Consider the following 18,856-nt stretch of genomic DNA (forward strand, 5'->3'; position numbering starts at 1 on the left):
GAACGAAAGGCCCCCTTCGCGGAGCCCTCAAGGAGACGCAAAACCAGGCAGGGCGCTGTTCTCCGGCTTCGGCACGGAGGATGCTTTTCCAAGGCCAGGGCTAAGTCCCGCATCGAAAGGATCCATCATGCGCCTGATCACCATCCCCGTCCTTGCCATCCTGGCATCGGTTCCCTCCACCCTCCCCGCCGCAGCGCCGACCACGGCGAAGAGCACCCTGGAAAACCTCCAGACCGCCTTCAACGGCGAGTCCAACGCCCACGCCACCTATCTCGCCTACTCGGAGAAGGCCAAGACGGAAGGCTATAAGAAAGTCGCGAGCCTCTTCGCGGCCGCCGCCCGCGCCGAGGAAATCCATGCGGCGAACCACGCCAAGATCATCCGGTCCATGGGCGCTGAACCCAAGGCTGACGTGAAGAAGCCGCAGGTGGCTTCCAGCCGTGAGAACCTTCAAGCCGCCTTGAAGGGCGAAAGCTACGAGCGGGACACCATGTACCCGGACTTCCTGGCCAAGGCGCGCAAGGATGGCAACGCCGATGCCATCCAGACCCTGAACCTGGCCAAGAACGCGGAGATCGAGCACGCCAAGCTCTACAAACAGGCTTTGGCGGAGTTTGAAGGATGGAAGGGGGCCAGCGCAGGTTTCTATGTCTGCCCGGTCTGCGGCTGGACGTCCATGACCTTGCCGGCGGAGCGCTGCCCATCCTCGTTCACCCCCAAGAGCCGTTTCCAGACCATCGCCTGAGGCACCCATGATCCCTGCGCTTCCCCCTTGGGCCGGAATCCACCCATTGCTGGTGCATTTCCCCATCGCCCTGCTCTTCACCCTGCCCGTGTTCCTTGGGTTGACCCTCGTGATGGGCCGCCGCCACCGGGTCTGGGCCTTCGCCGCCCTGATCATGCTGTTCCTGGGCACGGCGGGCGTGTTCGCCGCGGCCGCCAGCGGAGAGGCCGCGGGGAAACTCGCCGAGCGGAGCCCCGAGATCAATGCCGTCCTGGAGCGGCATGAACATCTCGCCGAAGCGGCCCGGGGCGTCTTCAGCGGGCTCACGCTCGCCTTCGCCGCGCTGGTCTTCATTCCCATGGCCTTGAAGCGCGAGCTGCCAAGATGGGCCCACGGGTCCGCCCATGCGCTGTTCCTGGCTGTCTTCCTGGGTTCGCTGGGGTTCCTGGCCCAGATCGCCCACCAGGGCGGGCGCCTGGTCCACCAGCACGGCGTTCATGCCTTGATGGCTCCCGGCGATGCCCCCATAGCCACCCTGGAACGGCACGACGAGGATTGAGGGGACCTCCTACCGGCAGCTCCTGCACCGTTATTGGGCTGCAGGAGCTGCCGGTGGATTGTGATCCTGATTAGGGTTGGATGGCCCGATGGTGGCAGTGGGCGATGGCTGGGCTTCCAGCGGCGTCGGCATCCGCAGCAGGGCCAGGTGGATGACTTCATCCATGTGGCTGACCAGGTGGATGCTCAACTGTTCGCGGACCTCGGCCGGAATTTCCTCCAGGTGGCGGGCATTTTCCGCAGGGATGAGCACCGCCTTGCGGCCCAGGCGATGGGCGGCGAGCAATTTTTCCTTGAGTCCGCCGATGGGCAGAACCCGCCCGCGCAGGGTGAGCTCGCCGGTCATGGCGATATCGGCTCGGGCGGGGATGCCGGTGAGCACCGAGATGAGCGCCGTGGCCAGGGAAATGCCCGCGCTGGGGCCGTCCTTGGGAATGGCGCCTTCGGGCACGTGGACATGCAGGTCCACGGTGTCCAGGAAATCTTTTTTCAGGCCCAGCCGTTCAGCCCGGGCCCGCACGAAGCTGAGGGCCAGATTGGCGCTCTCCTGCATCACTTCGCCCAGCTTGCCCGTGAGTTTCAGGTTGCCTTTCCCTGGCAGCACGGCCGCTTCGATGGTGAGCAGGTCGCCGCCGGTGGGGGTCCAGGCCAGGCCATTGACGACCCCAGGAAGGGCCTGGTCGTCAGGCCGCTGCTCGGTGATTTTTTCAGGGCCTAGAAGTTTTGGAATCCGCAGGGCGGTGACAACGGGCTCAAAAACATCCCCGGCCTGCTCCTTCAATTTCTCGGGCTGCAGGCTGTGGCGCGCGAGCTTGCGCAGCACGCTCACCAGCTCGCGCTCCAGCTGGCGCACCCCGGCTTCACGGGTGTAGCCCTGGATGAGCTTTTCAATGGCGCCATCCTCGAACACGATGCCCATGTCCTGCATCCCGTTGCGTTCCAGAGCCTTTGGAACCAGGTGGCCCTTGGCGATGGCGAGCTTCTCCCGCGTGGTGTACCCGGGCAGATCGATGACCTCCAGGCGGTCGTCCAGCGGCTCGGGGATGTTGTGCCTCACGTTCGCCGTGGCGATGAACAGCACCTGGCTCAGGTCGTAGCCCAGGTCCAGGTAGTGGTCCTGGAAACTGGCGTTCTGTTCCGGGTCCAGGACTTCCAGCAGCGCGCTGCTGGGGTCGCCGCGGTAATCGCTGCCCATCTTGTCAATCTCGTCCAATAGCATCAGCGGATTGCGGACGCCGGCTTTCTTCATCAGCGAGACGATGCGGCCGGGCATGGAGCCGATGTAGGTGCGCCGGTGGCCGCGGATCTCCGCCTCATCGCGCACGCCCCCGAGGGAGAAGCGCACGAAGGGCCGGTTCAGGGCCCGGGCGATACTGCGGGCCAGGCTGGTTTTGCCGACCCCCGGAGGCCCCACCAGGCAAAGAATGGGGCCGCGCATGGGCAGGGGTTCAGGCGGCTCTTCGCCGGGGACGGTTTCCATCGGCCGCTCCCGCAATTTGCGCATGACCGCCAGATGCTCCAGGATGCGGGCCTTCACTTTTTCCAGGCCGGCATGGTCCTGGTCCAATACGATTTCCGCCTCGTCCAGATCCAGGCGCTCGTCCGCCAGCTTCTTCCAGGGCAGGGCCAGGAGCCAATCGATGTAGGTGCGGCTGACGGTGGCCTCGGCGCTCTGGGGCGGCATGGCCTCCATGCGGTCCAGTTCCTCCAGGGCTTTCTTTTCCGCTTCGTCGGTCATGCCCGCGGTGAGGATCTGTTCCCTCAATTTTTTCGTCTCGCCCTTCTCGTCGGGCTTGCCCAGCTCCTGCTGGATGACCCGCATTTTCTCGTTCAGCACGTATTGCTTGTGGTCCTGGTCCAGCCGCGCGCGGGTCTTCTCGTCCACCTCGCGCTCGACCTTGAACCGCGCCGCATCGATCTCCAGCAGCTTCTGCACCGCATCCAGCCGGGGCTCGATCTCCAGGGCCTCCAGGATGGGCTGTTTCTCCTTGACCTCGGCCGGAATCAGGGCGGCCACGGTATCGATGGCCTTGCCTAAGGGCAGTTCCCGGATTTGATCCATGCTCAAGAGCCGCGAGGCATCCGGATTGCGGCCCAGGAAGACTTCCACGGCGCGGCGGAAGGGCTTCAGCAGCGTGGCTTCGCTGGATACGGAAGGCGGCTCCTGGAGGATCGTGACTTCCGCCTGGATGGCTTCCGTCTCGGTGATGAAGCGCTCCAGCCGGACGCGCGCGACGCCCTTCACGCCCACCTTGAAGTATTCCTTGGGTAGCGCGATCAGGGATTCGACCAGGGCCAGCGTTCCGATGCTGAAAAGATCCTCGGTCTCCGGGTCCTCGATCTTGGGATCCTTCTGGGTCAACAGCACCAGGTGGTCCCCTGCCTTGATCGATGATTCCAGGGTCTTCACCGAGGACCGCCGGCCCACTACGAAGGGCACCCGGGCATTGGGGAACAGCACCATGTCCCGGATCGGGATGGCGGGCAAGGTAAGGCGCTTGCCTGACAAAGGCACGGTCACCCCGCTGCGGAAATCGGAAGGGTCGGGATATTCAGGATCTCTTCAACCTTCTGGCGGGTGATGCGCAAGGATTCACGGGTCTCGCGCTCTTCGCTGGGCAGTTCGTACATGGGTTCGATGAGGATCTGCTCCATCAGGCTGCGCAGGCCGCGCGCGCCGAGCTTCCGGGCCATGGCCTGGTCGGCGATGGCTTGCAAGGCCCCATCCTCGAAGCTGAGGTCCACATCGTCCATGTCGAACAGGCGGATGTACTGCTTGGTGAGCGAATTCTTGGGTTCCGTCAGGATGCGCATGAGCGCCACCTGGTCCAGGGGATCCAGGGCCGCCACCACGGGCATGCGCCCGACGAGTTCGGGGATGAGGCCGTACTTGATGATGTCTTCGGGCTCCACCAGCTTGAGGAGGTTCGCGCCCGCCTCTTTCGAGGTGACAGCCGCGCCGAAGCCAACGGCCTTGGCCCGGACCCGCTGCTTGATCAGGTCCTCGATGCCGATGAAGGCGCCGCCGCAGATGAACAGGATGTTGCTGGTGTCCAGCTGGATGAACTCCTGGTGCGGGTGCTTGCGGCCGCCCTGGGGCGGCACGTTGGCCACGGTGCCTTCCACGAGCTTGAGCAGCGCCTGCTGGACGCCTTCGCCGCTCACATCGCGGGTGATGCTCGGGTTCTCGCTCTTGCGCCCGATCTTGTCGATCTCGTCGATGAACACGATGCCCTTCTGGGCCCGGTCCACATCGTAATTCGCGGCCTGGAGCAGCTTGGTCAGGATGTTTTCGACATCCTCGCCCACGTAGCCCGCTTCGGTGAGGGTGGTGGCGTCCGCCATGGCCAGGGGCACGTCGAGCACCCGGGCGAGCGTCTGCGCCAGCAGGGTCTTCCCGGTGCCGGTGGGTCCCAGCAGCAGGATGTTGCTTTTGGCCAGGTCGACTTCGTCCTTCACGGTGACCGGCCGCTTGGAGGCCAGAATGCGCTTGTAATGGTTGTAGACCGCCACCGCCAGCCGCTTTTTCGCCTGGTCCTGGCCGATGACGTAATCGTTCAGGTAGCCCATGATTTCCTTGGGCCGCGCGAGCCTGGTTTCAACCCGGCCGGCGGCGCGCCCCTGCCGGCTCATGCGCATCTGCAACTGGCCGGCGTCCACGCACTCGTTGCAGATGAACGCGAACCCGTAGGTCTCGGGCCCAGCCAGCAACTGCTCCACTTCGGCGGCCGCCTTGCCGCAGAAGGAACAACGCTGGTCTTTCTTGATTTTATTCATGGGGACCTCCCCGGGATGACACCCTACTACCCAAGCCTTCGCCTGTCGTGCATAGATTGCGGTAAATCGGAATTCTCCGGCCGGAAAAGCTACTTCTTCTTGTGGTTGGCCGTGTGGTGGATGGTCATCAGGGTCACCACCTCGTAGCGTTTCGTGCCCGCGGGGATGCGCACCCTCACTTCGGCGCCTTCTTCCATGCCCACCAAGGCCAGGCCGATGGGCGAATTGATGCTGAGCTGATCCTTGCTGTCGCCCAGTTCCTCGGGCAGGACCAGGTGGTAGGTGACCTCCGTGTCCGTATCCAGGTCCAGCAGCGTCACCTTGGAGCCGTAGGCGACGCGGTCCTTGGGAAGCCTGGTGATATCCAGGGTGGCCACCTCGGCGATGCGTTTTTCCATGGATACGACCTTGGACTGGTACATGTCGCGCTTGGCGAGGGCCTGCTCGTACTCCGCGTTTTCGGAAAGATCCCCTTGGCTCGCGGCGTTCGCGATCTCCTTGGGGATGTCGACGAGCAGGGCCTGTTTGAGATTTCTCAGATCGGTTTCCAACTTGGCTAGGACATGCTTGGGCATCTCGTTTCAGTCCGACAAAGTGACACTGTCCCGAGTGGGTCAGGCCTGGGGTGGAAATGCGGCGGAGTAGGATTCTATCCACTCCTGGGGAGGAACGGGGTGGCCGTCCCGGGGCTGGGTCTTGAAACGGTTGTGCATCCAGAACCACCAATTCGGATTTTTCCGGACCTGATCCTCGATGCGGCGGGTCATGAGCTGGGTGGCCATCCAGATGTCGCGGTCCAGATCCCCGGAGCGCGGGGCGTGGAAGGGCGGTTCGAAACGCACGGTGGTGGTGCCATCCGCTTCGGGCCAGCTGAACACGGGGAGGATCGGCAGATCGAATTTCACGGCCAGCGTGCCCGCCGTGAGGAATGTGGAGGCCCAGCGGCCCATGAAGCGCACAAAGGTGCCCATGCCGAGCGCATCCTGGTCCAGCAGGAAGCCGACGCCCTGGCCGGCCTTCAGGGCCTTGAGGGAGCCTCGGACCCCGCCTTCCTTCGGAATGACCGTGTTCCCGAATCGGGTGCGGAGCTTCGTGAGCTCCGGCTCCAGGAGCGGATTGTCCAGTTCGCGCGCGATGACCGCCAGGCTGCGCCCATGGCGGCTTTGGGCCAGGGCGATGGCCTCCCAGTTCCCGTAGTGGCCGGTGAGCTGGATGAAGCCTTTTCCCTCTGCTGCGGCGGCATCGAAGTGCTCCAGCCCTTCCACATTCACGAGCGCATCCATGTCCGAGGCTTCGGCATGCATCATCGGGATGCTTGAAAAAAGCAGCTCTCCGAAATGGCGGAAAGCCTCCTGCGCCACCTCCCGGACTTGCCGGTCCGACAGGCCCAGATCCGAAGCCCGGATGTTGTCCAGGGCCACGTTGCGGTGCCGGCGGTCCAGGTGGAAGGCCAGGATGCCCATGCCCTGTCCCACTGCCTGCACCGTCGACTTCGGAAAGGCCGAGAGCAGGCGGTCGAAGGCCCTGAAGAGCCGGAACTCGACACGGTGGCGGAAGGTGGGTTGGGTTGGGTTCGGCATAAAAAAGGGCGCCTCGGGGGGCCGAGGCGCGAAGGACAAGTCTATCCCGGAATGCGGACCTTAGGAAGCTTCCACCCGCGACAGGGGCATGGTCATGCAGCGGGGACCGCCCCGGGCCCGGCTCAGTTCGCCGCTCTTCAGCAGGATCAGGTATTTCCTTCCGTCCAGGAGGTCGACGGCTGCGTCGTCGAGCAGTTCCTGGGCGGTCAGCACCTCATAGCCATGGTTGGAGAGCTGTTCGGCCGTGGCCATGTTCCGGCTGTAGCTGACGATCACGCCCGGCGCCAGGGCGAAGGCGTTGGCGCCATCGGTCCACTGCTCCCGTTGCTGCATGATGTAGTCATCCCCGCCGCAGAAAATGGGCTTCAGTTCGATGCCGACATCTTTCAAGGCGGCCAGCAGGTTCGGTTGCGTGGTGAAGCGCAGCTCCGCATGCCGCAAATCGATCTTGACGACATTCAGCAGCTCGCGGGATCCGTCGGTGAAGTACGGAGGATAAACCAGGCATTCCTGGTGGTTGATGTGGGTGAAGATCGTATCCAGGTGCATGGCGCTGCGCTTGTTGGGCATGAGCACCATCAACAGGTGTTCGAAACTGTTTCCGTCCTCCTGGTGGTGGGTCCGCAGGTTCTCGGCGAGGTGGTGGATGGCGTCCGTGGAGCTTCGCTCGGAGCAGCCCACCGCCAGCACCTTGTCCGAGAGCACCAGGATGTCCCCGCCTTCCAGGCTCATGGGCATCTTGATCTCCCCGCGCAGCAGGGGCGTCACCTGGTCGAACCATTTGTCCTGGCTCGTGAGATGCCGCAACCGCGGATGGTGCTGGAAAATATAACTCAGGATCAAGGGCTCGCGCTCCCGGGCTATCGTCGCCATGGCGTTGACACTGTAGCCATCGCCGACCACGGAGGCCGGATCCCGCATGAACAGCAGGTTCGGGATGGGGCGCAGGCGGTATTCGAATTCGCGCATCCAGTGCATGTGGTGGGCCATGTCCGGCCAGGGAATGCCCGAGATCACGCTGGCGCCAAGCTCGCTCGCACTGAAGTCCCGGAGCAGGGCGCAGGTCTCCTCCGGCAGGTCCACCAGGCGCTGCAGGTCGTCGATGAAGCCCAGCTTGACCGCTTCATCCGCCAAGGATTCCTGCAGGAGGTCCTGCACATCCAGCACCTCGTCCGCCACGCGGGCCAGCACCTGCCGGAACTGGTCGTGTTCGACGCGGGCGTGGTCGCCGAAGAGGATGTCGTCGAAGAGCAGCTTTTCCATCATGGCGGGGACCATGAGATCCACCTCGGGTCCGGGGCGGTGGACCACGACCTGCTGAAGGCGGTGGATTTCAGAAAAAACCGATAGTTGGATGGGTTGCATAGGCTGCATGCGCCTTCAAAGTAGGCCGTCGTTCAGAAATTAACCATTTCGTCCATGGGACTGGAACGGCATAAGCGTCCGTAACAAAACAAACAGAAAAGTACTGGTTATTTCGTAACGGTCGCTAACCTCAGAGCCTAGCACAGGCACTGCGGGACGAAGGACTGGCCCGCTGAGGCGCGAAGGTCCCTCCGCCCTGTGACAGTTGCCACTTCCCGGCTGATCCAGGGAGCAGTTCGGGCTACCATGGCTGGGTCTGGAGCGTGCCAGGACTGCCACCATCGCGCGTGTCGGCAACCTCCGGAAGCATGGGGAACGTTATGTCTCAGACACCGCGACGGGTCATCATCCTGGGAGCCGCTGGCCGCGATTTCCACAACTTCAACACGGTCTACCGGGACAACCCCGCCTATCAGGTGGTGGCGTTCACCGCGACCCAGATTCCCGACATCGCCGGGCGCAAATACCCTGCGGTCCTGGCGGGCAAGCTCTACCCGGGCGGAATCCCCATCTTCGACGAGAGCGAACTGGAAGCGGTCATCCAGCGCGAGAAGCCCGATGTCGCCGTATTTTCCTATTCCGACGTGACCTACAACACCATCGGCCACCTCGCCGCCCTTTGCATCGCCCATGGCGTGGACTTCGAGCTGCTGGGCGCGGACAAGACCATGATCAAAAGCACCAAGCCCGTCATCGCCATCACCGCGGTCCGCACCGGCGCGGGCAAGAGCCAGACCACGCGCTACATCAGCAGCATCCTGAAGAAGCTGGGCAAGAAGGTCGTCGCCATCCGCCACCCCATGCCCTATGGCGATCTGGCCATCCAGGCCTGCCAGCGCTTCGCCGAATACTCCGACCTCGACAAGCACAAATGCACCATCGAGGAACGCGAGGAGTACGAGCCGCACATCGACAACGGCTTCATCATCTATTCCGGTGTGGACTACGAGCAGATCATCCGTTCCGCCGAAGCCGAAGCCGACGTGATCCTGTGGGACGGCGGAAATAACGACTTGCCCTTCTACGCCAGTGATCTGCACATCTGCGTCGCCGATCCCCACCGCGCGGGCCATGAGCTGCTCTACCATCCCGGCGAAGCGAACTTCCGCATGGCCGGCGTCATCGTGATCAACAAGTGCGACACCGCCACCGAGGAAAACATCGCCTCCATCGAGGCCAACGCCGCCAAGTTCAATCCCAAGGCGGTCGTCATCCGCGCCAACAGCCCCGTCACCTGCGAGAAGCCGGAACTGGTGAAGGGCAAGAAGGTCCTTGTCATCGAGGACGGCCCGACCCTGACGCATGGCTCCATGAGCTTCGGGGCAGGTGTCGTGGCCGCCAAGAACGCGGGCGCCGCGGAGATCGTGGATCCCTTCCCCTATGCCGTGGCTTCCATCGCGGCCACCTATCAGAAGTACCCCAATGCCAAGGGCATCCTGCCCGCCATGGGCTATGGCGACGCCCAGATCCGCGATCTGGAGGCCACCATCGAGGCGACTCCCTGCGACGTGGTCATCAGCGCCACGCCCATCGATATCACCCGCGTGCTGAAGGTGAACAAGCCCATGGTGCGGGCGACCTACGCCCTGGCCGAGGTGAAGGCGGGTCAACTGGAAGAGGCCGTACGCAAAGCCTTGAAGGGCTGATCAGGAAAAACAAGATCTTTACTGTTTTACTAGGTTTTTACTTGAAGGCCCCAAAAGCCGCGCGTATGCTGGAGATTCTGCATTTCCTGGGGCACCGCCCCCTTCCTTTGGAGCCTTGAAATGACCGCATTCGTCACCCAGCCAGCCCCCGATTTCAAAGCCGGCGCCCTCGTCAATGGCGAGTTCAAGGACATCTCGTTGTCCGACTACAAAGGCAAGAAAGTCGTGCTGTTTTTCTACCCCCTGGATTTCACCTTCGTGTGCCCCACGGAAATCCTGGCCTTCTCGGATGCCATCAAGGAGTTCGAAGCGCGCGACACGCAGGTGCTCGGCGTGAGCGTGGACAGCAAGTTCAGCCACTTCGCCTGGACGCAAATGGATCGCAAAGAAGGCGGCATCAAGGGCATCACCTTCCCCCTGGTGGCTGATCTCAACAAGACCATCGCCGCCGACTACGGCGTGCTGCTGCCCATCGGCATCGCCCTGCGCGGCCTCTTCATCATCAACAAGGAAGGCGTGCTGAAGCACATCACCGTCAACCACAACGACCTTGGCCGCAACGTGGAAGAGGTCCTGCGCCTCCTCGACGCCGTGGACTTCAGCGAGGAGCACGGCGAAGTCTGCCCCGCCAACTGGCACAAGGGTGAAAAGGCCATGAAGGCGAATGCCGCCGGATTGAAGGAGTGGGCCGCCAGCAAGTAAGGGGACGGATCCATTAATGTACCGGGAGCGGGCGCCGAAAGGCGCCCGCGGTCTATCAGGAGAAGGCATTCGCTGTAATCGCCTTAATGGGGCCATGACCATCCGACAGAAGCGAAGCGGATGGAGGATAGGACGGAATCGCGAAGCGATTGCCACCCCGAAGGGGCGAGGGGCGTAGCCCCGAGTCAGGGCGAGCGCCGCCTCTTACACCCGCGTACCATCCACCTGGGAGTTGCCATGAAAGTCATCCTCTACGGCGCCACAGGCATGGTCGGCCAGGGCGTGCTTCGCGAATGCCTGCTTGATGCAGACGTGGAGCAGATCCTCACCGTCGGCCGCAGTGCGCTGGGGCAGCTGCATCCGAAGCTCCGGGAGATAGTTTTGCCGGATCTCTCCAACTACATCGGCCATGAAGATGAACTCGCAGGTTCCGACGCCTGCTTCTTCTGCCTCGGTATTTCTGCCGCCGGCATGACGGAACCGGACTACCACCACGTCACCTACGACTTCACGCTGGCCGCGGCAGAGACCCTGGTGAAGCTGAATCCGGGCATGACCTTCATCTATGTCTCCGGCGCGGGCACGGACAGCACCGAGCAGGGCCGCGTCATGTGGGCGCGTGTCAAAGGCAAGGTGGAGAATGCCCTGCTTCGCCTGCCCTTCAAGGCCGTGTATCTGTTCCGCCCCGCAGGCATCCGGCCTTTGCATGGCATCACGTCCCACACCCGCGCCTATCGGATCTTCTACGCGCTGGCCTGGCCCCTGCTCCCGCTCCTGACCTGCTTCCCCTCCTTCATGACCACCACCGAACGGATGGGCCGCGCCATGCTCAAGGTGGCCCGGGAGGGCGCGCCGAAGGCCGTGCTGGAGAGCCGCGATATCAACGAACTCGGCGTTTAGGATCAAAAACTCCAGGCGAGTCCCAGGCTGAGGGAGCGGCTGCGCTTCAGCCCATCCACGTTGGTGGTCCGCTTTAAAATCGGAAAATCCGCGCGGCCCGTGACGCTGAGGGTCCGGGTCAAGGGATGGGTGGCCTCCAGTTCGAGGTTCAACTGGAGCCGATCGCTGTCGGGCACTTCCACAAACCTTTCCGAGGAAGCGCCGGTATCCCGAACGGAGGTGAGCGAGAGGCGCTTGATGCCAAGCCCCTTCACCGTGAGGCGGGTGTCCTGCCAAGCAAAGCTGCGGGAAAGCCAGGCCACGGCGTCATCGCCGCGCTGCAGCCGGGTGATGGGGTTGGCACTGCGTCCTCCGGCCTTCTGATACACAAGTCCACCTTGCCAGGCGCCATGGATGCCTTTGAGTCCGAGCAGGAGATCCGAGGGTCCCAAGCCGGTCTGGTAGGCCTGGGGCAGATTCGGATCCGCATCAGCCTTGCCGGTGCTCAGGCGGGCGCCGACCTGGGCGGAGATCTCCCATGCCTGTTTCCTGACCAGAGACTGGTCCAGAATCAGAACCATGTCGCCCAAGCCGCTCACACGGCCCCCAGGCCCATCAGCGGACTGGAAAGGCACGGCGATAAACAGAGAAGTGGAGGGTCCCAGGCGGAGGTGCGCATCCGCTCGAAGGCCGCGGATGGTCAAGTCGTCGGGACGCCCCGTCGCTCCGTCCTGAAGGGAGACTGAGATCTGGTTCACCGAGGAAGGTGTCACGCGCCCGGCGGCACAGGCACCGGCATCTGAACATTGTCCGCGCAGACTCAAAGCAAACACGGCTGGGGCCAAAACCATAGCTAGGACGCGGAGTCCAGGGCTGCAAGAAAATGGACGCATGCGGCCTAGGATGGATCGGCCGGGCCATCCGTGACAGGCGCTCTCCACCTTGCCGCATGGATGCCGGGCGTGGGCCTCCAGCTCACCGTCAATTCGCCCCCAGATCCTCCAGCAGGGCTTCGAGCGTCTCGCGGCTGAAGACTGTCTCCTCCTTCAAGGCCGGCAGCTCCGACCGGAGCCCCAGAGGACTCCGGCGGCCCACGGCGAATTTCAGGAACTGGACGGAGGAAAGCTTGTCGTCGCTCATCTGTTCCGCGTCGAAACGTGCGGCTTCGCGGGTGCCATCGGTGAAGATCATGAAAAGGTGGCCTGGGAGATCCCGCCAGCGGCGCAATAGGATGGCGCGCTCAGCCTCGTCGCTGATCTCGATGAGCAGGGTGCAGCCCAGTTCCCCAACATCGCCGAGCACGGCGTTGTAGGTATCCAGCTCATGCTGGATGTGGGATTCCTTGACCATCTGCTCGGCCCGCACCATTTCCAGGATCTGGTAGCGGATGGTGGCTCGGTTTTCGAAGAGGAAGGTCAGATGCTCGCCCAGGTGCACGCGCCGCAAAGCCTTGGCCGCCATGGCCTCGGCGCGGATGCGGTCCCGCTGCTCCCCGTAAGTGAGGAAGTCGAGGATCTCCGGGCGCTGGACTTTAGGCATGGATGGCCTTTCAGGATCTGGGGTCCTTATGAGCTTTCAGCTATGGGCGATCAGCCATGAGCCACGTTATTAAAGCTCATAGCTCATAGCTCATAGCGGCACCTTCGGCACTGGATGCGGGAAACCATCCTTCCGGTAGGCCCGTGCCAGGATGGTCATGGGGTGAAGGGCTTTCTTGCCGGCGTGCTGCTCGAACTGCAGGCCCGCCAGGGGGCATTCCGTGGCCCAGACTTCGGCGTGTTCCACGGCCTGCATGCCGGCGAAGGCTTTGCTGCCCTGGCGTTTCGAATCCTCGAAGCTCTCGCTTTTCATGGCGAAGGTGCCGTCGTGCCCGCAGCATTCCAGCACCGAGGCGATGGTGACGCCGGGGATTTTCCGCAGGAGATCGCGGCCCTTGAAGCCCACCGCCTGGGCGCGGAGGTGGCAGGGCGCGTGGTAGGCGATGGGGCCCGGACTGCTTTCGAATTTCCAGTTGGCGCGGGTCTCGTTGCGGATGGACCACAGGAATTCACCGGGATCCCGCACGGCCTCCGCAAGCCGCTTGGCCCGCTCGCGGTCCTCAGGGGCCACCAGTTCCGGATATTCGCGCCGCAGCATCATCGCGCAGGTGGGATTGATGGCGATGACCTTGGAGCCCGCGTCCACGTGAGGCATGAGCGCATCGAGATTGGCCTTGGCATGCTTGCGCAGACCTTCCAGATCCCCATGTTCCCAGGCTGGCATCCCACAGCACTGAAGGCCACGCACACAGCCGGTCTTGCAGCCGTTCTTCTCGAGCACTTCAAGCGTGTCCTTGCCGATTTGCGGCTCGTTGTTCTGCACGAAACAGGTCTGGAAGAGCACCGCCTCGGCACCTGCCTTTTCAGCCATCTTGCCGCTTTTCTCGGCCCAGGCCTCGAAGGTCGCCGACGCGAAATCCGGCATATGGGCTTTTGGATGGATACCCAAAACCTTGTCCATGAAAAAGCGATGGATCCTGACCCGGTTCATCCGGTTGGCCAAGCCGAACGAAGCCCGCGCCATTTTCCCGGCGAGATCAGGATCGCCCAGCACCTTGTCCCGCAGCGTGCCCCCATGTTTCCGGTGACGCACGGCCTGGTAGCGGTGGACGAGCTTCGGGAAATCCAACTGGAATTCGTGGCCCTCGCGGGGCGTGTAGGGGCATTGCACTTCGCAGAGCTTGCACTGGAAACAGTCGTCCATGACGTAATCGCGCTCCTTTTCCGTCAGGGCGCGGACATCCCCTTTGTGCGCTTCGTCGTCGATCATCGCGAACAGATTGGGAAAGCTGTCGCAGTACTTGAAGCACATGCGGCAGCCGTGGCAGACCTCGAAGACCCGCTCCACTTCACCTTTCAGCGCGGCTTCATCCCAGTATTCCGGTTCGCTCGGATCATAGGTAAGGCCCTTGGTCGGATGGTAGGAAATGCGCTCCCCCGGCGTCATCTCCGGGGGAGTCTCATCACGGACTTGGTAGTGTTCCGCCATGGATTACCCAAAAAAATGGAACCGCGAAAAACGCGAAAGGGCGCGAAAAAAAAGGCCAAATTTGATTTCAAAGATGCCTTTCATCCACAGATCCAATGGCTCTGGCTGGAGATTTAGGCGGGGGGGTCCACCTTCCGGCCATTTCAAGCTTTTTTAGCGTGATTTCGCGCCTTTCGCGGTTCCTTGGTATTAGCTGATGCTTTCCAGCATCTTCTGGAAGCGGCCGGCGTGGCTCTTCTCGGCTTTCGCCAGGGTCTCGAACCAGTCTGCGATTTCGGAGAAACCCTCTTCCCGGGCAGTCTTGGCCATGCCGGGATACATGTCCGTGTATTCGTGGGTTTCCCCAGCGATGGCGGACTTGAGATTCAGCAGGGAGTCGCCGATGGGCAGGTCCGTGGCGGGATCGCCCACGCTCTTCAGGTAGTCGAGGTGGCCGTGGGCGTGGCCTGTTTCACCATCGGCAGTTTCCTTGAAATTGCCCGCCACCTCCGGGTAGCCCTCGATATCCGCTACCTTCGCGAAATAGAGGTAGCGCCGGTTCGCCTGGCTTTCGCCGGCGAATGCGTCCTTCAGGTTTTGATGCGTTTTGGAGCCTTTGAGCGTGCCCATGCCTTCCTCCTGGTTGAGTGACCGGGAAGAAGTATCAACCCTCGTGCCGTTGGTGCAAGTGCCTGTTTTCCACGACATGGGAATAAAGCAAGGAGCCGTCCTGGTGAAAATTCATGAAGGAGCGTGAAATTCCTCTCGGCCCGCCGCGAGTGCACTGAATTCGCAGCACCCCGATCCCTGCGCCTTTCCTTCTGGCTGAAAGCCGGGAACTTCTCCAAAGCCAGGCCCGGGGCAGGAGAATGGACTCATGAGCTTCGCCCATCTGCACCTTCATACCGAGTATTCCCTGCTGGATGGGCTCACGCGCATTCCGGAGCTCGTGAAGAAGTGCCAGGCCTCGGGGATGTCATCCGTCGCGGTGACGGACCACGGCAACATGTTCGGCATGATGCGGCTCGTCGATGCCTGCGAGAAGACTGCGGACGCAAATGGCAATTTGGCGGTGAAACCCATCCTGGGAAGCGAAGTTTACGTGGCTCCCCGCACCCGCTTCGACCGGAAGCTGGACGCGAAGAATTCCGATACGTCCGAAGAGGGCCTCGAGGATTGCGTGGATCCCAGCGGCAGCCGGGACGCGGGCTACCACTTGGTCCTGCTGGCGAAAAACGCCGTGGGCTTCGCAAACCTCAGCAAGCTCGTGTCCAAGGGTTTCACCGAAGGGTTCTACTACAAGCCGCGCATCGACAAGGAATTGCTGAAGGAGCACAGCGAGGGCCTCATCGCGCTCACCGCCTGCCTCGGGGGCGAGGTGCAGGCCCGCATCCTGCAGAACCGGCTGGACCAGGCGGAGCGCGTGGCGCGGGAATTCCGGGACATCTTCGGGGACGATTTCTACCTGGAGATCCAGGACCAGGGCTTCGAGAAGGAACAGCAGATCATTCCCTACCAGATGGAGCTGTCCAAGAAACTGGGCATTCCTTTGGTGGCCACCAACGATGCCCACTACCTCAATCACGAAGATTCGGAACTCCACGACACGCTGCTCTGCATCGGCACCAAGACCACCAAGGCCAAGGAGAAGCGCATGCGCTTCGCTACGGACCAGTTTTTCGTGAAGACGCCCGAGGAGATGCGCGCGGTGTTTCCGGACCATCCCGAATACCTGGAACGGACCCTGGAAATCGCCGCCAAGGTGGATCTCTTTCCCATCACGCGGAAGCCCGTGACGCCTTCCTTCCCCGTGCCCGCCGGCCACACGCTGGACAGCTACTTTGTCCAGACTGCGCGGGAATGCTTCGAGGCCCGCATCGAGAGATGCCGGCCATTCTGGGCCGCGGGAGCCTTGAAATACCCCGAAGAAAAATACCGCGAGCGGCTCGAATTCGAGATCAACACCATCCTCGGCATGGGCTTTCCGGGCTACTTCCTGCTGGTCTGGGATTTCATCGCCAAGGCCCGCGACATGGGCGTTCCGGTGGGTCCGGGACGCGGCTCGGCGGCGGGCAGCATCGTGGCCTGGGCCATGAAGATCACCGACATCGACCCCATGCAGTACGACCTGCTCTTTGAACGGTTCCTCAATCCGGAACGGGTGACCATGCCCGATGTGGATATCGATTTCTGCCGGGACGGCCGCCAGAAAGTCATCGACTACGTCACCGAGAAGTACGGCCAGGACCGGGTTTCCAACATCATCACCATCAACCAGCTCAAGACGAAGGCGGTCATCAAGGATGTGGCGCGGGTCTTCGAGAAGGACTTCAACTGGGCCAACACCCTGACCAAGCTCGTGCCCCAGGAGCCGGGCAAGCCCATCACCATGGCCGAGGCGCTCCAGAAATCCGACAAGCTGCGGGAAATGTACGACACGGATCCCGAAGTCAAGAATGTGCTCGACATTTCCGCGCGCCTTGAAGGCTTGGCGAGGAACACCGGCGTCCATGCGGCGGGCGTCATCATCGCGCCGGACGACCTCACCACCTTCGCCCCGCTCTGTGTGGACCGGGACAAGAAGGTGATGGTGCAGTACACCATGATGGAGGCCGAGCGCGCGGGCCTCTTGAAGATGGATTTCCTGGGCCTGGAAACGCTGACCCAGATCGCCAAGATCCAAAGCTATGTGGAGGCCCGCCACGGGAAGCCCGTGGACATGGAGGCCCTCCGCGCCTTCGATGACAAGAAGACCTTCGACTTGTTCGCCAGCGGCGACACCGACGGCATCTTCCAGTTCGAATCCGGCGGCATGAAACAGCTGCTGCGGCAGCTGGGGCCCGACCGCTTCGACGACCTCATCGCGCTCAATGCGCTATTCCGCCCGGGCCCCTTGGGCGCCGGCATGGGCGAGACCTACGTGAAGCGGCGCCACGGCGCCGAGCCCGTGACGTACCAATTCCCGGTGCTGGAGCCCATCCTGGCTCCCACCTATGGCGTGATCCTCTACCAGGAACAGGTCATGCAGATCGCGAGCGCCATCGCGGGCTACTCCCTGGGCGAAGCCGACATGCTGCGGCGCGCCATGGGCAAGAAGGACCTCCTCAAGATGCAGAAGGAGAAGTCCAAGTTCACGGAGCAGGGCGTGGCCCGCGGCTTTGATGAGCGGAAGGTGGGGGAGATCTTCGACCTCATCGAGTATTTCGCCGGCTATGGCTTCAACAAGAGCCACAGCGCGGCCTATGCGATGGTGGCCTACGAGACCGCCTACCTGAAGGCGAACCACCCCACGGAATTCATGGCAGGGCTCCTCAGCACCAAGAGCGGCCGCACCGACGACGTGGTGAAGTACATCCAGAACTGCCGAGAGAAGGGCATCGAGGTCCTGGGGCCGGACATCAATGTGTCGGGCCTGGACTTCACCGTGACGGGCGAGAAGCAGATCCGCTTCGGGTTCGCGGCGGTGAAGGGGCTCGGCGAAGCCGCGCTCCAGGCCATCCTGGAGGCCCGGAAGGCCGAAGGCGGCTTCAAGGATTTCTTCCACGCGCTGAAGGCCACCGATTTGTCCAAGGCCAACCGCCGCGTCTGGGAATCCCTCATCAAGGCCGGCGCCTTCGACAGCCTGGAACCCCACCGGGCCGCGCTGCTGGCGGGTCTGGCCTCCGCCATCGAATCCGCTTCCAAAGGGTCCAGCCCCGATCTCGGCATGATGAGCCTCTTCGATGAGGCCGAGATCGCAAGCTGTTCCGCGGATTGGCACCTGCCCGAAGACATCGCCCCCATGAGCCGCCGGGAGCGGCTTGCCGCCGAGCGGGAGACCCTGGGCCTGTTCGTCAGCGGCCATCCGCTGGAGGAATTCGCCGATGCGGTGCGCGTGCACACCCGGGGAACGCTCGCCCAGATCGCCGAACTGGCGGTGGGCGGGCAGGTGCAGGACCGTGACGAAGTGACGGTCGCGGGCATGGTCAGCAATGTGACCTTCAAGACCAACCAGAAAGGCGAGCCCTGGGCCATACTCCAGATCGAGGATGTGACCAGCAAGCTTGAAGTGCTGCTCATGGCCGGCCTTTTCAACTCCCAAACGAAGCTCCGCAGCCGCCCTTTCGACACCTACCGCCACCTCTGCCTGCCGGACGCCCTGCTGCGCATCACCGGCGAACTGAAGATCGAGACCATCACCAGCAATGATGAGGAAGAAGAGGACCGCACGGTGCTCAAGGTGTTCGCCACCAGCCTGGAGGATCTGGAGGGCTACCAGGGCAAAGGCTTCAGCGGCGCGGTGGTGCGCCTCCCCCCGGGCGAGTGCCCGTCCAACCTTTGGCCCCTGCTGAAGCAATACGATGGCGACCTGCCGGTGCACTTCGAATACCGGAGCGCCCAGGGGCTTGTGGCCCGGGTGAGGGCGGGAAGCGAGATCCGGCTCCGTTTCGATGCGGACCTGGCGGAACGGCTGGCGAAGGAAACCGGGTGTGGGCTGGGCTGGACGTATTGATGAGCTGTGAGCTATGAGCCATGAGCCATGAGCTTCTTGGGGATGCGGCCGCAGGCCGCGACCTTACTGAAGGAGCGCCGGAGGCGCCTCCAGATTAGCTGATAGCCGATAGCTGATAGCCCTCCGC

15 protein-coding genes are annotated in these 18,856 nt (G+C 62.8%); 6 read left to right on the forward strand and 9 right to left on the reverse strand.

The genetic code is table 11. The annotated features are described in order from the left end of the window. The first annotated feature begins 127 nt into the window (after positions 1-127). Together IPQ13_05360 and IPQ13_05365 are read left to right on the forward strand one after the other, a co-directional pair. On the forward strand, positions 128-745 hold the full coding sequence (locus tag IPQ13_05360) for a rubrerythrin family protein (protein MBL0210326.1): 618 nt from the start codon (positions 128-130) through the stop codon (positions 743-745). 7 nt (positions 746-752) lie between these two features. Then, positions 753-1,283, forward strand: coding sequence for a hypothetical protein (locus tag IPQ13_05365; GenBank protein ID MBL0210327.1), 531 nt, complete (start codon positions 753-755; stop codon positions 1,281-1,283). A 30-nt stretch (positions 1,284-1,313) separates the two neighbouring features. On the opposite strand, the gene lon is transcribed toward IPQ13_05365, so the two are convergent. The 5 genes from lon to IPQ13_05390 form a co-directional block, all read right to left on the reverse strand. Continuing rightward, complete coding sequence (gene lon / locus IPQ13_05370) at positions 1,314-3,791, reverse strand: endopeptidase La (protein MBL0210328.1); 2,478 nt, start codon at positions 3,789-3,791, stop codon at positions 1,314-1,316. 8 nt (positions 3,792-3,799) lie between these two features. Continuing rightward, positions 3,800-5,059, reverse strand: a complete 1,260-nt coding sequence (clpX, locus tag IPQ13_05375; GenBank protein MBL0210329.1) for an ATP-dependent Clp protease ATP-binding subunit ClpX — start codon at positions 5,057-5,059, stop codon at positions 3,800-3,802. A gap of 89 nt (positions 5,060-5,148) precedes the next feature. Continuing rightward, positions 5,149-5,634: a GreA/GreB family elongation factor gene (locus IPQ13_05380; protein ID MBL0210330.1), complete on the reverse strand. Its 486-nt coding sequence runs from the start codon at positions 5,632-5,634 to the stop codon at positions 5,149-5,151. Between the two features lie 39 nt (positions 5,635-5,673). Further along, positions 5,674-6,639 (reverse strand): lysophospholipid acyltransferase family protein, encoded by a 966-nt coding sequence (locus IPQ13_05385; GenBank protein ID MBL0210331.1) that lies wholly within the window; start codon positions 6,637-6,639, stop codon positions 5,674-5,676. Between the two features lie 60 nt (positions 6,640-6,699). Beyond that, entirely contained in the window at positions 6,700-8,013 is a 1,314-nt protein-coding gene (locus tag IPQ13_05390) for an arginine deiminase (GenBank protein ID MBL0210332.1), read from the reverse strand. A gap of 311 nt (positions 8,014-8,324) precedes the next feature. On the opposite strand from IPQ13_05390, the gene IPQ13_05395 reads away from it, so the two are divergent. From IPQ13_05395 to IPQ13_05405, 3 genes are all read left to right on the forward strand, one after another. Next, positions 8,325-9,650, forward strand: coding sequence for a GTPase (locus IPQ13_05395; protein MBL0210333.1), 1,326 nt, complete (start codon positions 8,325-8,327; stop codon positions 9,648-9,650). Positions 9,651-9,770: 120 nt separating this feature from the next. Continuing rightward, the gene (locus tag IPQ13_05400) at positions 9,771-10,352 is read left to right on the forward strand and encodes a peroxiredoxin (GenBank protein MBL0210334.1); all 582 of its coding nucleotides are present in this window, start codon (positions 9,771-9,773) and stop codon (positions 10,350-10,352) included. 237 nt (positions 10,353-10,589) lie between these two features. Then, entirely contained in the window at positions 10,590-11,252 is a 663-nt protein-coding gene (locus IPQ13_05405; GenBank protein ID MBL0210335.1) for an epimerase, read from the forward strand. Between the two features lie 2 nt (positions 11,253-11,254). Here the strand turns inward: IPQ13_05405 and IPQ13_05410 are convergent, their stop codons facing one another. From IPQ13_05410 to IPQ13_05425, 4 genes are all read right to left on the reverse strand, one after another. Then, entirely contained in the window at positions 11,255-11,812 is a 558-nt protein-coding gene (locus IPQ13_05410) for a hypothetical protein (protein ID MBL0210336.1), read from the reverse strand. Positions 11,813-12,212: 400 nt separating this feature from the next. Further along, the gene (locus tag IPQ13_05415; GenBank protein MBL0210337.1) at positions 12,213-12,770 is read right to left on the reverse strand and encodes a DUF3501 family protein; all 558 of its coding nucleotides are present in this window, start codon (positions 12,768-12,770) and stop codon (positions 12,213-12,215) included. A 90-nt stretch (positions 12,771-12,860) separates the two neighbouring features. Next, positions 12,861-14,216: a 4Fe-4S dicluster domain-containing protein gene (locus tag IPQ13_05420; protein ID MBL0210338.1), complete on the reverse strand. Its 1,356-nt coding sequence runs from the start codon at positions 14,214-14,216 to the stop codon at positions 12,861-12,863. A 231-nt stretch (positions 14,217-14,447) separates the two neighbouring features. Then, positions 14,448-14,867, reverse strand: coding sequence for a rubrerythrin (locus IPQ13_05425; GenBank protein MBL0210339.1), 420 nt, complete (start codon positions 14,865-14,867; stop codon positions 14,448-14,450). Between the two features lie 247 nt (positions 14,868-15,114). Between IPQ13_05425 and dnaE the strand changes: the two genes are divergently transcribed. Then, a complete protein-coding gene (gene dnaE / locus IPQ13_05430) occupies positions 15,115-18,729 on the forward strand; it encodes a DNA polymerase III subunit alpha (protein MBL0210340.1) in 3,615 nt (1,204 codons plus the stop codon). Positions 18,730-18,856: the final 127 nt, after the last annotated feature.

It is taken from the genome of Holophagaceae bacterium (assembly GCA_016720465.1).
GTDB lineage: Bacteria > Acidobacteriota > Holophagae > Holophagales > Holophagaceae > JANXPB01.